Origin of the sequence: Vibrio sp. CJQ_6 (genome assembly GCF_043106745.1) — a bacterium.
Lineage (GTDB): Bacteria > Pseudomonadota > Gammaproteobacteria > Enterobacterales > Vibrionaceae > Vibrio > Vibrio furnissii.
Genome location: NZ_JBICMV010000019.1, coordinates 25,566 through 38,805, shown reverse-complemented (window position 1 = coordinate 38,805; position 13,240 = coordinate 25,566). Strand labels below are relative to the sequence as shown.

The 13,240-nt window shown below is 50.4% G+C and carries 10 protein-coding genes; 6 read left to right on the top strand and 4 right to left on the bottom strand.

Annotation, left to right across the window (positions count from 1 at the left end):
• Window positions 1–58: 58 nt before the first annotated feature.
• The 3 genes from ACF8PK_RS10390 to metK form a co-directional block, all read right to left on the bottom strand.
• A complete protein-coding gene (locus tag ACF8PK_RS10390; protein WP_004724252.1) occupies window positions 59–559 on the bottom strand; it encodes a SprT family zinc-dependent metalloprotease in 501 nt (166 codons plus the stop codon).
• A 76-nt stretch (window positions 560–635) separates the two neighbouring features.
• The gene (locus ACF8PK_RS10385) at window positions 636–1,433 is read right to left on the bottom strand and encodes a DUF2189 domain-containing protein (protein WP_014205819.1); all 798 of its coding nucleotides are present in this window, start codon (window positions 1,431–1,433) and stop codon (window positions 636–638) included.
• 272 nt (window positions 1,434–1,705) lie between these two features.
• Window positions 1,706–2,860, bottom strand: coding sequence for a methionine adenosyltransferase (gene metK / locus ACF8PK_RS10380; RefSeq protein ID WP_004724250.1), 1,155 nt, complete (start codon window positions 2,858–2,860; stop codon window positions 1,706–1,708).
• A 323-nt stretch (window positions 2,861–3,183) separates the two neighbouring features.
• Here metK and tkt point away from each other — a divergent pair, with 323 nt between their 5' ends.
• Window positions 3,184–5,178, top strand: a complete 1,995-nt coding sequence (gene tkt, locus ACF8PK_RS10375) for a transketolase (protein ID WP_014205818.1) — start codon at window positions 3,184–3,186, stop codon at window positions 5,176–5,178.
• Window positions 5,179–5,312: 134 nt separating this feature from the next.
• Here tkt and ACF8PK_RS10370 read toward each other — a convergent pair whose 3' ends face one another.
• Complete coding sequence (locus ACF8PK_RS10370; RefSeq protein WP_004724248.1) at window positions 5,313–6,209, bottom strand: LysR family transcriptional regulator; 897 nt, start codon at window positions 6,207–6,209, stop codon at window positions 5,313–5,315.
• Window positions 6,210–6,353: 144 nt separating this feature from the next.
• Here ACF8PK_RS10370 and ACF8PK_RS10365 point away from each other — a divergent pair, with 144 nt between their 5' ends.
• From ACF8PK_RS10365 to mscS, 5 genes are all read left to right on the top strand, one after another.
• Window positions 6,354–8,291, top strand: coding sequence for a TonB-dependent receptor domain-containing protein (locus tag ACF8PK_RS10365; RefSeq protein ID WP_004724247.1), 1,938 nt, complete (start codon window positions 6,354–6,356; stop codon window positions 8,289–8,291).
• 203 nt (window positions 8,292–8,494) lie between these two features.
• Window positions 8,495–9,520 (top strand): erythrose-4-phosphate dehydrogenase, encoded by a 1,026-nt coding sequence (gene epd / locus ACF8PK_RS10360; protein ID WP_004724246.1) that lies wholly within the window; start codon window positions 8,495–8,497, stop codon window positions 9,518–9,520.
• 151 nt (window positions 9,521–9,671) lie between these two features.
• Window positions 9,672–10,835, top strand: a complete 1,164-nt coding sequence (locus ACF8PK_RS10355; protein WP_004724245.1) for a phosphoglycerate kinase — start codon at window positions 9,672–9,674, stop codon at window positions 10,833–10,835.
• A gap of 153 nt (window positions 10,836–10,988) precedes the next feature.
• On the top strand, window positions 10,989–12,065 hold the full coding sequence (gene fbaA, locus ACF8PK_RS10350; protein WP_014205816.1) for a class II fructose-bisphosphate aldolase: 1,077 nt from the start codon (window positions 10,989–10,991) through the stop codon (window positions 12,063–12,065).
• Between the two features lie 299 nt (window positions 12,066–12,364).
• Window positions 12,365–13,228: a small-conductance mechanosensitive channel MscS gene (gene mscS / locus ACF8PK_RS10345; RefSeq protein WP_004724243.1), complete on the top strand. Its 864-nt coding sequence runs from the start codon at window positions 12,365–12,367 to the stop codon at window positions 13,226–13,228.
• Window positions 13,229–13,240: the final 12 nt, after the last annotated feature.

The following is a 13,240-nucleotide window of genomic DNA, read 5'->3' as shown; positions in this document are numbered from 1 at the left end:
GGCGTGTTTGGTTCGAAGGGTTACGATTCCTGCCGCCGTACGAGGCGCAGGTTGCCGATTACGACAGCTGTTGGCCGGTAAACGTCAGGGTTTGATGGCATTGCTGACAGCGATACACCGCTTGGTGACGCTGCACTTTGTTATGGCGACGAATGGATAGCGGGTAACGATTGCAGGCGCACAGATACTCGAACGTTTTTCCTTGCACCGAGGCCACCGAAAAGCGGTGTGTGGTGTTGGCGGCAATGGCGAAGACCTGCGTCATTACGTGTTGCCATTCTGCGCCATGCGGTCTGACTCGGCCATAAACGGCATGCGTGATCAAATGAGCGATTTCGTGAGGAATCACTTCATCGAGAAATGCTTGGCGGTTTTCGGTAAACAGCACGGGGTTGAGGCGAATTTCCCACAGTTGCAGATAGGCTTTGCCTGCGACTTTGCCGCGCAGACGAAAACTGAGTTCGGGCATAGAAAACTTTCGGCCAAAGTGACGGGATGCGATGTCGATACACCGTTGAATTTGCGCTTTGGCGCGATATTGCAGTTCAAAATCGACCAAGAAAACTCTCCAAAAAAAAGCCTCAACACAGGGTTGAGGCAATCATAACACCAATTGCAATGTCAGGTTGGAGACCTTAAGTGTTGTGTTTCTTTTTAATAATGGCGTGATACGCATGCCACGTGCTGTAGCCCAGAATCGGCATGGTAAACAACATGCCAATGCCGTAGGTGGCAAAGCCAATCAGGATGCCACCGCAGATGATGCCCGCCCAGACGATCATGGCTGGAATGTTCGATTTCACCGCGTTAAAGCTGGTAAATACGGCGGTCATGACATCGACGCGGCGTTCCATCATCAGTGGAATCGAAAAGGCTGAGATACTGAAAATAATGCAAGCGATGACAAAACCTACCAACGAGCCGATGACTAAAAATGGCAAAAAGTCGGTCAGCGGCGCGCCTTGCACTGATGGGTAGAGTGCGTGCAGCAGCGCGGCAATGCGCATCCAGAAAATCATGGCAACGACCAACATCACCGCAAAGGCCCATTGTGAGCTGGAGTTGCGTGTAATCGCTTTGATGGAGTGGAGCAAACCGGCGGTGTGGCCTTTTTCGCGTTCCCAACTGGCGGCGTACAAACCGAGCGACAAGAAGGGACCAATCAGCATATAGACCACCAAGCTTGGCAGGATCACCAGATGGGTGCCTTGCCATTGCACCAGCAGCACAATGCCAATTGCGGCGGCCATGAAGCACACCCCGTAAAAGGCACTGATGAGCGGCATGCGAATGAAGTCATGGAGTCCAAGCGCAAGCCAGTGAAATGGAGTCGACACACTGATCGTGTTGCACGGCAGCGTGCGGGCGTACTCCTGTGGGCTGACTTCTTTGTTTTTCTGGTCGAAGTCAGAAGGGTTAACCGTCCGAGGCATACATCCTCCTTGATCGAGGTGGCAGAGAAAAGTGTTCAGCATGCGATGCTCGCGACAACTGACCTGCTGCGCCGCAACGCGGTGTGGTGTTGCTTTCGTCAATGAGGCGTCATTACAGTTAGTCTCATTAACACTTTATTAACTATTGATGACGAGTCTCAAAAATACAAATGGATTGCACAAATTTTGTACACATTGCGGGGTGTTATCGAACTGCGGGCAATAAAAAAGCCCTTGTCGTGTGACAAGGGCTTTTTCAGTATTCGTGTGGCTTATTTTAGGCCAGCGAAATCGCGCAGTTCAGCCGCTTTATTGGTCGCTTCCCAAGGGAACTCTTCGCGACCGAAGTGGCCGTATGCCGCTGTCTTCTTATAGATAGGTTGAAGCAGGCTCAGCATCTCTTGCAGACCGTAAGGACGCAGGTCAAAGAACTGGCGTACCGCTGCAATGATGATGTCGTGAGACACTTTCTCAGTACCGAACGTTTCTACCATGATAGACGTTGGATCTGCTACACCGATTGCGTAAGACAGTTGAATCTCACACCGATCAGCCATGCCCGCTGCAACGATGTTTTTCGCAACATAACGTGCTGCGTAAGCCGCTGAACGGTCTACTTTTGATGGATCTTTACCTGAGAACGCACCGCCACCGTGACGCGCTGCGCCGCCGTAGGTATCCACGATGATCTTACGACCTGTCAGACCACAGTCACCCATTGGACCGCCGATCACGAAACGACCGGTTGGGTTGATGAAGTATTTGGTGTCTTTGCTCAACCATTCTGCTGGTAGAACCGGTTTGATGATCTCTTCCATGACCGCTTCACGCAGATCCGCAGTCGAGATGGAATCGCTGTGCTGAGTCGACAGAACCACTGCATCAATACCCACGATTTTGCCATCGTTGTATTGGAAGGTGACTTGTGATTTTGCATCCGGACGCAACCAAGGCAGCGTGCCGTCTTTACGGACTTTCGCTTGACGCTCAACCAAACGGTGAGAGTAAGTGATCGGTGCTGGCATCAGCACTTCGGTTTCGTTACAGGCGTAGCCGAACATGATGCCTTGGTCACCGGCACCTTGCTCTTTCGGATCGGTTTTATCAACACCTTGGTTGATGTCTGGAGACTGTTTACCAATGGTGTTCAAGATGGCACATGAGTTGGCGTCAAAACCCATATCTGAATGGATGTAACCAATTTCGCGTACCGTTTCACGAGTCAGCTCTTCGATATCCACCCACGCTGATGTTGTGATCTCACCACCGACCATTACCATGCCGGTTTTAACGTAAGTTTCACAAGCAACACGTGCTTTTGGATCTTGTTCCAAAATGGCATCTAGAACCGCATCAGAGATTTGGTCTGCGATTTTATCTGGATGACCTTCTGATACCGATTCAGAAGTAAACAAGTGCTTAGCCATGATAGCTCCAATTCTATAATCAAAAGAGTAGCGGGGGAGGCCGCTACTCTGCAAAATTGTTCAATATGTAGGCGTTTCTACATCTAGACGTCTATTCTAGTTTTGAATGCTCAAATTACAAGCTCTTTTTTATTCTATCTCATAGCCAAACGTTTGCCTGGTGAATGGTTTATTTCAGCCGTTATCCCCCAATCTGTTGCAAAACATTGCAAAAATGGGACAAATCGCCAGCAAAAGGTTTGCAGTGCCGAAAGGGCTTTGCGACAATATTGGCCATTCAATTTTCGGATACCTTTACTTCGCTTATCGCTTTAGGAGCTGACATGTCTTCTCGCAAACAACTGGCTAACGCAATCCGTGCACTGAGCATGGACGGTGTACAAAAAGCTAACTCTGGCCACCCGGGTGCCCCAATGGGTATGGCTGACATCGCTGAAGTACTTTGGCGCAGTCACTTGAACCACAACCCACAAAACCCAAAATGGTCAGACCGCGACCGTTTCGTGCTGTCGAACGGCCACGGCTCGATGCTGATTTACTCATTGCTGCATCTGAGCGGTTACGATCTGTCGATTGACGATCTGAAAAACTTCCGTCAACTGCACTCAAAAACCCCAGGTCACCCAGAATACGGTTACGCACCGGGCATCGAAACCACCACAGGTCCACTGGGCCAAGGCATCACCAATGCTGTGGGTATGGCGATTGCTGAAAAAGCACTGGCAGCACAATTCAACAAACCGGGCCACGACATCGTTGACCACTTCACTTATGTGTTCATGGGTGACGGCTGTCTGATGGAAGGTATCTCACACGAAGCGTGTTCTCTGGCTGGCACACTGGGCCTTGGCAAACTGATCGCATTCTGGGATGACAACGGCATCTCGATCGACGGTCACGTAGAAGGCTGGTTCTCAGACGACACACCAAAACGCTTTGAAGCCTACGGTTGGCATGTGATTCCTGCAGTTGACGGTCACGATTCAGACGCCATCAACGCAGCGATTGAAGCAGCAAAAGCAGACCCGCGTCCAACGCTGATCTGTACCAAAACCATCATCGGTTTCGGTTCGCCAAACAAAGCGGGCTCACACGATTGTCACGGTGCTCCTCTGGGCGCTGACGAAATCAAAGCCGCGCGTGAATTCCTGGGTTGGGAATACGCACCCTTTGAAATCCCAGCCGACATCTACGCAGAGTGGGATGCCAAAGAAGCTGGCGCAGCCAAAGAATCAGCATGGGATGAGAAATTTGCCGCTTACGCAGCTGCTTACCCAGCAGAAGCTGCAGAATACCAACGCCGCGTAGCCGGTGAAATGCCAGCCAACTGGGAAGAAGCCAGCAGCGCGATCATTGCTGAACTGCAAGCCAACCCAGCGAACATTGCGTCACGTAAAGCATCGCAAAATGCACTGGAAGCATTTGGTAAACTGCTGCCTGAATTCATGGGCGGCTCTGCCGACCTTGCACCGTCAAACCTGACCATGTGGTCTGGCTCGAAATCGCTAGAAGCAAGCGACTTCTCAGGCAACTACATCCACTACGGCGTGCGTGAATTTGGTATGACCGCCATCATGAACGGTATTGCACTACACGGCGGTTTCGTGCCTTACGGCGCGACCTTCCTGATGTTCATGGAATACGCGCGTAACGCAATGCGTATGGCTGCGCTGATGAAGATTCAGAACATCCAAGTCTACACGCACGACTCGATTGGTCTGGGTGAAGATGGCCCAACGCACCAACCGGTTGAGCAAATCGCTTCTCTGCGCCTGACGCCAAACATGAACACATGGCGTCCATGTGACCAAGTTGAATCAGCCGTGGCTTGGAAACTGGCAATTGAACGTAAAGACGCGCCGACTGCGCTGATCTTCTCGCGTCAAAACCTTGCGCAGCAACCTCGTGATGCCGAGCAACTGGCGAACATCACCAAAGGTGGTTACATCCTGAAAGATTGCGCAGGCAAACCTGAGCTGATCCTGATTGCCACTGGCTCTGAAGTCGAGCTGGCGGTGGAAGCTGCAGCGCAACTGACTGCCGAAGGCAAGCAAGTGCGCGTGGTGTCGATGCCATCGACCGATGCATTCGACAAACAAGACGCTGCGTACCGTGAATCCGTACTGCCTGCAGATGTGACTGCTCGTATCGCTATCGAAGCTGGCATTGCAGACTTCTGGTACAAGTACGTTGGCTTTGGTGGCCGCATCATCGGTATGACTACCTTCGGCGAATCTGCACCGGCTGGCGAGCTGTTCAAACTGTTCGGCTTCACCACTGAAAACGTCGTGAACACAGCCAAAGAACTGCTGGCATAAGCTCAAGCATTTCGCACACCAAAAGCCCCGCTCATTGAGCGGGGCTTTTTTGATCTTGTGACCCTTTGATTTGGCGATGAGCGGCGGTTTTCGCGCGGTGACAGTGGTTATTCGGTGACATGAGCCGCGCGTGGTTATTGCCACTCGTCCGGGCGGGCGGCGCGCAGCGCATCAATAAACAGCCGTAATCGCAATGGATGGCGGCCAATCGGATAGAAGCAGTGAATGCTGGTGGGGTCGGAAGACCACTCTTCCAGACACGGCGCTAGGCTGCCGGGATGGCTTCTTTCAAACCCTTTCGCCACCCAGGTGGGCAACAAGCCTATCCCGCGGCCCTTGGCGATGGCATCGATTTGCATCACTAGATTGTCACTTTGTAAGCGGCTTTCTAACGCGGGCAGCACGTAATGCCCATGCTCGGCATGATGCAGCGTTAAGGCGTCCTGACGAAAAGCAATCAAGTCGATCCAAGGGTGATCGCTTAGCTCACTGGGATGCGTCGGATGCGAATGGTCACTCAAATATTGAGGCGACGCGTAGGCCGCATAGCGCCACAAACCAAGCTGTTCTCGGCGATAACCCGCGGGCGCAATATCGCCAATCCAGATAATCAGATCCGGATCGAGCGATCCATCCCCGTGTTGAAACTGGCTGTGCAGGCGCACTTTCAACTGCGGATGGGCTTGCATGAAGCTATCTAACACGCGGCTTAACCAGCCTCGAGTCAGATTGGGATGCACCACCAACGTCATCTCGCCGTTGACCTGAGTATTGAGCTCGTGGAGCGCTTCTTGGCTGCGATTGGCCAGTTCGATCAGTTGTTCGGAATAGGCGGCAAACACCTCACCCGCTTTGGTGAGCGTGAGACGATTCCCTTGTCGGGCGACCAGCGCCTGACCGAGATCCTCTTCGAGTTGCGCCAAGCGGCGACTGAGGGTGGATTTGGGTTGCTCCAGCGATTTTGCTGCCGCAGTCAGGCTTTTATGTTGGCAGAGTGCATAAAACGCACGCACCGCACTGAGATCCTGCATGGATGACTTACCTTTGGATAAAAATTCGACGCCTTGTTCCAAAAACGGTCCCAACTATTCCATTTGTGAACCTTTTCTACGCCGACAATTTATGAATAATGCCTTCCTGAAATTAATAATTATTATCATTTAAAGGAGTGGTTCATGTCCAGAGTGAATCCATCTAAAGTTGCGTTGGCCGTGGCTTTTGGCTTGATGGTTTCTGCCCAGGTGAATGCAGAAGAACGTGTGAAAGCGGACGAAACAATCGTCGTCACGGCGGCGGGGTATGAGCAGGTCGTGACGAATGCGACGGCGAGTGTCACGGTGCTGACGCAAGAAGAGTTGTCGTCGCGCTACTATCGCGATGTGACGGATGCGTTGAGCACCGTTCCCGGTGTGGTGGTGACGGGCGGTGGCGACACCAAAGACATCAGCATTCGTGGTATGGGATCCAAATACACCTTGATTCTGGTCGACGGTAAGCGCCTGTCGTCTCGCCAAACTCGCCCAAACAGCGATGGTGCAGGTATTGAATCGGCTTGGTTGCCACCTCTGGAAGCGATTGAACGGATTGAAATTATTCGCGGCCCTATGTCGACACTGTATGGTTCAGAAGCGATGGGCGGCGTGATCAACGTCATCACCAAGAAAGCGGGTCAACACTGGTCGGGCAAAGTGCAATTAAGCACGGTGATTCAGGAAGATCGCGCGTCTGGCGACGAGCAGAATGTGAACTTCTTTGCGTCAGGTCCACTGACCGACTCTCTTTCTCTGCAAGTGTATGGCCAGAATCAACATCGTGATGAAGACAACATCGAATACGGTTTTGAAGACAAAACCCTGCGTAGCATCGGTTCAAAGCTGATTTATCAGTTGAGTGACAATCAAGAGATTGCGTTCAGCGCAGACATTACCCAGCAAAAACGCGAAGGTACGCCGGGCAAATCAGTGACCACCGGTGATGATGAAAGCTTGGGTGAATACAACCGCACGTCATTTGCACTGAGCCACAAAGGGAACTGGGGCAGCATTGGACGCTCTGACAGCTACATTCAGTATGAGCAAAGCGACAACGAATCGCGCGAGATGACGCTGACCAATACCCTGGCGAAATCGGTGTTGGTCACTCCGTTTGCCAACAACACGTTGAGCATCGGTATTCAAGGTGAAAAATCGGAACTGGAAGATTTGACGGGCAACACCGGCGGCAGCGTGACTGAGTTGGATAACTCGCAATTTGCGCTGTTTATGGAAGATGAATGGCGCGTGTTGGAGACGGTCGCGCTGACCTTTGGCGGTCGTTACGATTATAACCAAGATTACGGGTCGCACTTTAGTCCGCGGGTATATTCCGTATGGAGTATCAACGACGCATGGACCCTGAAAGGCGGCGTTTCCACTGGTTTTAAAGCGCCGGATCTGCGTCAAGCCAGTGATGACTGGGTTTCTGTCAGCCGTGGCGGTAACATTCACGGGAACTCGAATCTGGATCCAGAAACATCCGTGAGTGAAGAGATCAACCTGATCTACAACGGTCAGCAAGGCCTGCAAGCATCGCTTGGTCTGTTCAACAACGATTTCAAAAACAAGATCTCGGCGGTGACATGTCCGGACAGCATCTGTAGTGAAGGCAATAACCAATGGGGCAGTGCGCCGCGTTACTACACCAACGTCGACAAAGCGGTAACGCGCGGCGTGGAAGCGTCGTTGGATCTGCCTCTGGGCGATGATTGGGATTGGAAGAGCAGCTACACCTACACCTATTCCAAACAAAAAACCGGCGATTACGCGGGTATGCCACTGGAACAGTTGCCAAAACACCTGTTCACGACCCAGTTAAACTGGCAAACCACCGAGCTGATGAGCAGCTGGGCGAAAGTGACGTACCATGGCAAAGAATCAGAGCCTGCGAGCACGCGTGACACGCTGACGGCACCGTCTTACACCTTCGTGGATGCGGGGATCACCTACGCGCTGACCAGCAACACCAGCGTCAAAGCGGCGATCTACAACCTGTTTGATGAAGACGTGACATACGAAGACTACGGCTACGTGGAAGATGGCCGTCGTTACTGGGTCGGTCTGGACGTGGCGTTCTAATCTGCACCGACGATACTGTTGCTGGCCTCATCGGCTGACTCGAAGCCCTGACCGTTTGGTGAGGGCTTTTTTGTTGGCCTCAGATTACGTATCGTGGGGTGTAACTGAGGGGAGACACGAGAGAAATAGTTAGGAATTTTACGTGAATCAGGGGGCGTTTCTCGTTACCATCGTCAGGATAAACCATAAGGAAAAATGAACCCATGTTAAAAGTGGCGATCAACGGATTCGGACGCATTGGCCGGAATGTTCTTCGGGCCGTTTACGAGAGTGGCAAAAATCAGCACATCAAAGTGGTGGCCGTAAATGAGCTGGCCAAGCCAGAGGCGATGGCGCACCTGTTGCAATACGACAGCACCCACGGCCGATTTGGCAAGAAAATCAGTCATGATCAGGAGCACATTTACGTGCATCATGAGCATGGAGATTTAGACCGCATTCGTATTCTGCATCTGTCGGAGATCCCACTGCTGCCATGGCGTGACCTTGACGTCGACATCGTGCTCGATTGCACCGGCGTATTTGGCTCTCAAGCCGATGGCCTGCAGCATCTGGACGCCGGTGCGCGCAAAGTGCTGTTTTCGCATCCGGGGGCGGCTGATTTGGATAACACTATTATTTATGGCGTGAACCATGACACGCTCACGGCCGATCAGCACATCGTGTCGAATGGGTCGTGTACCACCAACTGCATCGTGCCGATCATCAAAGTGCTCGATGAGGCATTTGGCATCGATTCGGGCACCATCACCACCATTCATTCGTCGATGAATGACCAACAAGTGATCGACGCCTACCACACCGATTTACGTCGCACACGTGCAGCCAGCCAATCGATCATCCCTGTAGACACTAAGTTGCATAAAGGGATTGAAAGAATCTTTCCGAAATTTTCAAACAAATTTGAAGCCATTTCCGTGCGTGTTCCAACAGTAAACGTCACTGCGATGGATTTAAGTGTTACGATCAATACAAATGTGAAAGTTAATGACGTAAATCAAACCATAGTGAATGCATCTCAGTGTACATTGAGTGGCATTGTTGACTATACTGAAGCGCCGCTCGTTTCCATCGATTTTAATCACGATCCGCACAGCGCGATTGTGGATGGAAGCCAGACTCGAGTGAGTAACGGGCAGTTGGTAAAAATGCTCGTCTGGTGCGATAACGAGTGGGGATTTGCGAACCGTATGCTTGATACCGCGTTGGCAATGCAGGCAGCAAAGTAGTCGCCACCCGCTTGGGGAAAATATTTATTTTTTGTATTGAAATAAATATTCCAGTCCCCATATCTTAAGCAGTTTAAGAATTGACAGGCTCGGCCGGAGTGCCGAGTTGACGAAAACTTTTATTTTCTTTGAATATTTGAGAGGACAAACCATGTCTGTAATCAAGATGACTGACCTGGACCTGGCTGGTAAACGCGTATTTATCCGTGCAGACCTTAACGTGCCAGTAAAAGACGGCAAAGTGACTTCTGATGCTCGTATCATCGCATCACTGCCTACAATCAAGTACTGTCTGGAAGCGGGCGCGAAAGTTATGGTGACTTCACACCTAGGCCGCCCAACTGAAGGTGAATACGCAGAAGAGTTCTCTCTACAGCCTGTCGTGAACTACTTGAACGACGCGCTTGATTGCGAAGTGAAACTGGCGAAAGACTACCTAAACGGTCTGGAACTGAACGCTGGTGAACTGGTTGTTCTTGAAAACGTTCGCTTCAACAAAGGCGAAAAGAAAAACGAAGAAGAGCTATCTAAAAAATACGCTGCACTGTGTGACGTATTCGTTATGGATGCATTCGGTACTGCGCACCGCGCGCAAGCATCGACTCACGGTGTCGGCATGCACGCGCCAATCGCTTGTGCAGGTCCTCTACTGGCAAACGAACTTGAAGCACTGGGCAAAGCGATGGACAATCCAGCGCGTCCAATGGTTGCTATCGTTGGCGGTTCTAAAGTGTCAACCAAACTGACTGTGCTTGAGTCACTGTCTAAAATCGCTGACCAACTGGTTGTTGGCGGTGGTATTGCAAACACCTTTATCGCGGCTGCTGGCCACAACGTGGGCAAGTCTCTGTACGAAGCAGACCTTGTTGACACAGCGAAAAAACTGATGGAAGAGTGTGCGATTCCAGTTGCAACTGACGTTGCGTGTGCAAAAGCATTCGACGAAAACGCAGAAGCAGTGATCAAAGATGTGTCTGAAGTTCAAGACGACGACATGATCTTCGACTTGGGTCCAAACTCAACTGCAGCACTGGCTGAAATCCTGAAAGGTGCGAAAACCATTCTGTGGAACGGCCCAGTGGGTGTCTTCGAATTCAAGAACTTCGAAGCAGGTACCAAAGGTATCTCTGAAGCCATCGCAGCATCTGAAGGCTTCTCTGTTGCGGGTGGTGGTGACACATTGGCAGCGATCGACAAGTTCGGCATCAAAGCGGACGTGTCTTACATCTCTACTGGTGGCGGTGCGTTCCTTGAGTTTGTTGAAGGTAAAGTACTTCCAGCGGTTGAAATGCTAGAAGCACGCGCTAAAGCGTAATAAATCATCGAAGGCGGGGGATATCTCCCGCTTTCTTGTTTGCTGCATGGCCGATTTTATTCTGCTAGAATGTCGCCAGTTGTGAGCAAACGTTTGCAAGAATTAAAACTTACCGTTTTTATTTTTAAAACGACAGAAAATAGGATTACATCCATGTCTAAGATCTTCGACTTCGTAAAACCTGGTGTTATCTCTGGCGATGACGTACAAAAAGTATTTCAAGTAGCTAAAGAAAACAACTTCGCACTTCCTGCAGTGAACTGTGTAAACACAGATTCTGTTAACGCTGTACTTGAAGCAGCTGCGAAAGTTAAAGCTCCAGTTATCGTTCAGTTCTCTAACGGTGGCGCTGCTTTCTTCGCAGGTAAAGGCGTTAAACTTGAAGGTCAAGGTGCACAAATCCTTGGTGCTGTAGCGGGTGCAAAATACGTACACGCAGTTGCTGAAACTTACGGTGTGCCAGTGATTCTGCACACTGACCACGCAGCGAAAAAACTACTGCCTTGGATCGACGGCCTACTAGACGCTGGTGAAAAACACTTCGCAGAAACTGGTAAACCGCTGTTCTCTTCTCACATGATCGACCTGTCAGAAGAGTCTCTAGAAGACAACATCGCAATCTCTTCTAAATACCTAGAGCGCATGGCTAAAATGAACATGACTCTGGAAATCGAACTGGGTTGTACTGGTGGTGAAGAAGACGGCGTAGACAACTCTGATATGGATACATCTGAGCTGTACACTTCACCAGAAGACGTTGCATACGCATACGAGAAACTGAACGCGATCAGCCCTCGTTTCACTATCGCAGCATCTTTCGGTAACGTACACGGTGTATACAAACCAGGTAACGTTGTGCTGACTCCAACTATCCTGCGTGATTCTCAAAAATACGTATCTGAGAAATTCGGCCTACCAGCGAACTCTCTGAACTTCGTATTCCACGGTGGTTCAGGTTCAACTGAAGCTGAAATCAAAGAATCTATCTCTTACGGTGTGATCAAAATGAACATCGACACTGATACACAGTGGGCAACTTGGGATGGTATCCGTCAATACGAAGCAGACAACCACGATTACCTACAAGGTCAAATCGGTAACCCAACGGGTACAGACGCACCGAACAAGAAATACTACGATCCACGCGTATGGCTACGTGCTGGTCAAGCGTCTATGGTTGCTCGTCTTGAGAAAGCCTTTGCTGACCTGAACGCGGTAGACGTACTGTAAGTCGTCTCTCACGATTAAGAAAGCCCGCTCATTGAGCGGGCTTTTTGTTTTGTGGCTGGATTAAATTTTAGCGAACCACTGGCAGAGAAGGTGATTATTGCTTAATCTGATACAGGCTTGTCCAAAATCGAGATAACCTTTTGTTTTGTCGGTCTTTGCTAAAACCTGACTTTGCAAATTACCAAGATTACGATAAATTGCCAAAATTCTGATGTCAGGGACGTTATCTATAAATGTGTTTGATTGTCAGTGGGTTACAAAAAAACATCGAAGAAAGATTATTCTAGAGGATACATACTATGGCTAGTGAATCGAGCGGCGTGGAAATGCCGATTGTTGACGGTCTGAGCCACGTAAACACTTGGCTATCAGATAACTCGGATCTATTGATTCAATACGGTGTCAATATTATCTCCGCACTACTGATTCTGTTTATCGGTAATCTCGTGGTGAAAGCAGTCGCGGGCAGTGTTTCGAAAGTCCTGAAGAAAAAAGACATGGATCCGGCAGTCGTCGAATTCGTCCATGGTCTGGTGCGTTACCTGCTATTTGTGATTGTTCTGATCGCGGCGTTGGGTCGTATCGGTGTTCAAACTGCGTCTGTGGTTGCCGTGATTGGTGCCGCGGGTTTAGCAGTTGGTTTGGCACTGCAAGGCTCACTGTCGAACTTTGCGGCGGGTGTCCTGATTGTTGCGTTCCGTCCATTTAAATCGGGTGACTACGTTGAAGTGGCCGGTGTGGCGGGTTCGGTGGATTCGATTCAAATCTTCCAAACTATTTTGAAAACACCAGACAACAAGATGATCGTTCTGCCCAACTCGGCTGTGATTGGTGGTGCGATTACCAACTACTCTCGCTACGACACGCGTCGTGTGGATTTCCTGATTGGTGTCTCTTACAAAGCGGATCTGAAAAAGACCAAACAAGTGCTGCGCGAAGTTGTTGAACGCGATCCTCGCGTGCTGAAAGAGCCAGCAGTGAACGTATCGGTACATGCTTTGGCTGACTCATCCGTGAACCTGATCGTGCGTCCTTGGGTGAACAGTGCCGATTACTGGGCTGTTTACTGGGATCTGACTCAAGCGATGAAAGAAGCGCTGGATGAAAACGGTATCGAGATTCCATTCCCACAAATGGATGTGCATCTCAACAAGCTCGACTAAGCTTGCAGCGAA

Coding starts and splice junctions, on each gene's coding strand:
- ACF8PK_RS10385 (WP_014205819.1), bottom strand. CDS start 1,433: ATGCCTCGGACGGTTAACCCTTCTGACTTCGACCAGAAAAACAAAGAA.
- metK (WP_004724250.1), bottom strand. CDS start 2,860: ATGGCTAAGCACTTGTTTACTTCTGAATCGGTATCAGAAGGTCATCCA.
- tkt (WP_014205818.1), top strand. CDS start 3,184: ATGTCTTCTCGCAAACAACTGGCTAACGCAATCCGTGCACTGAGCATG.
- ACF8PK_RS10370 (WP_004724248.1), bottom strand. CDS start 6,209: ATGCAGGATCTCAGTGCGGTGCGTGCGTTTTATGCACTCTGCCAACAT.
- ACF8PK_RS10365 (WP_004724247.1), top strand. CDS start 6,354: ATGTCCAGAGTGAATCCATCTAAAGTTGCGTTGGCCGTGGCTTTTGGC.
- epd (WP_004724246.1), top strand. CDS start 8,495: ATGTTAAAAGTGGCGATCAACGGATTCGGACGCATTGGCCGGAATGTT.
- ACF8PK_RS10355 (WP_004724245.1), top strand. CDS start 9,672: ATGTCTGTAATCAAGATGACTGACCTGGACCTGGCTGGTAAACGCGTA.
- fbaA (WP_014205816.1), top strand. CDS start 10,989: ATGTCTAAGATCTTCGACTTCGTAAAACCTGGTGTTATCTCTGGCGAT.
- mscS (WP_004724243.1), top strand. CDS start 12,365: ATGGCTAGTGAATCGAGCGGCGTGGAAATGCCGATTGTTGACGGTCTG.